At 55.2% G+C, this 1,211-nt stretch carries 2 protein-coding genes; both read right to left on the reverse strand.

The features are described 5' to 3' along the window. Positions 1-722 (reverse strand): IS3 family transposase (locus LQ564_RS25700; protein WP_231060968.1); only part of this gene is annotated, 722 nt, incomplete at its 3' end. Between the two features lie 26 nt (positions 723-748). Next, the coding region (locus tag LQ564_RS25705) for a helix-turn-helix domain-containing protein (protein ID WP_231060969.1) at positions 749-1,211 on the reverse strand (463 nt) is incomplete at its 5' end.

A 1,211-nucleotide genomic window follows, 5' to 3' on the forward strand; every position in this document is an offset into this window, starting at 1 on the left:
TACTCGTGGATTGTGGCCATGAGTTCTGCAGCGTCAGTGAATTTTCGCTTGTGAGTGCACTCAGTCTTGAGCACGGCAAAGAAGCTCTCCATCGATGCATTGTCTAGGCACGTGGCCTTGCGAGACATACTTTGCACGACGTTGTGGTCGCGCAGCAGTTTGCGATACTCCGGCATCTGATATTGCCAGCCCTGGTCTGAATGCATCGTTAGCGGCTGGCCTGGTTTGAGTGTGGCAAGTGCGTTCTTGAGCATCGAGTTCACCAGCTCTATGTTTGGGCTCAATCCCATTGTATAAGCCACGATCTCCCTCGTGCACAGGTCTTTGACGGGAGAGAAGTACACCTTCTCCCCGCCCACCTTGATTTCAGTGATGTCAGTCGCCCATTTTTGATCGGGAGCCTCGGCCTTGAAGTCACGGTCCAAGACATTGGGGGCAACTTCGCCTACTTGACCCCGATACGATTGATAGCGCTTGACGCGCTGTGTCGACTTCAATCCAAGCACCCCCATCAGCCGGCGCACCGTATTCTGATGCAATGTGATGCCGTGTTCGAGTAACGCGGACGTGATACGCCGATAGCCATACCGCCCCTTATGTTCATCATAGATATGCTTGATGCACTCTTTGGCCCGCGCGTACTTGTCTGGTGCTCTGCGTGCTTTATCCCAAGCGTAGAACGTGCTGCGCGCCAGCTTCACAACCTTCAGCAATGCCACCATAGGATAGGACTGCCTTAACTCATGCACTACTTGCGCTTTTTCGGCGCAGCGGCTTTCTTCGCTTGAGTCAAGGCTTCCAGCTTTTTTAGGACAGCGACCTCCATTTGCAAGTACTCGACACGCTTGAGCAGCTCTTCGCGCGTGAGTTCGTGCACAGGTTTATCGTCTGGTGGAGGCAGTCGTGTCGGCATCTTTAAAGCGGCAGTTTTCTTACGGCCCAGTGCTGCGCTACCGCCCTCGCGGTAACGTCTCGCCCAGGTGCGAATGCTGTCTGGACTGGGAATATTGAACACTGCCGCCGTTCGGTTGAAGGTGCTCGCATTGTCCCACATGTGCTGCAGCACCGACAGCTTGAACTCGGCAGGGTAATGATCTCGGCGCCGTGCGAACGACCCATCGCCGTGCAACCGATACGCATCTACCCAGCGTCGAATCGTGAACGCAGGGATGCCGACCTCCGCGGACAGCCGGTGATATCCAATCTGTCCA

This window comes from Massilia phyllostachyos (assembly GCF_021044825.1).
GTDB classification, from domain to species: domain Bacteria; phylum Pseudomonadota; class Gammaproteobacteria; order Burkholderiales; family Burkholderiaceae_D; genus Telluria; species Telluria phyllostachyos.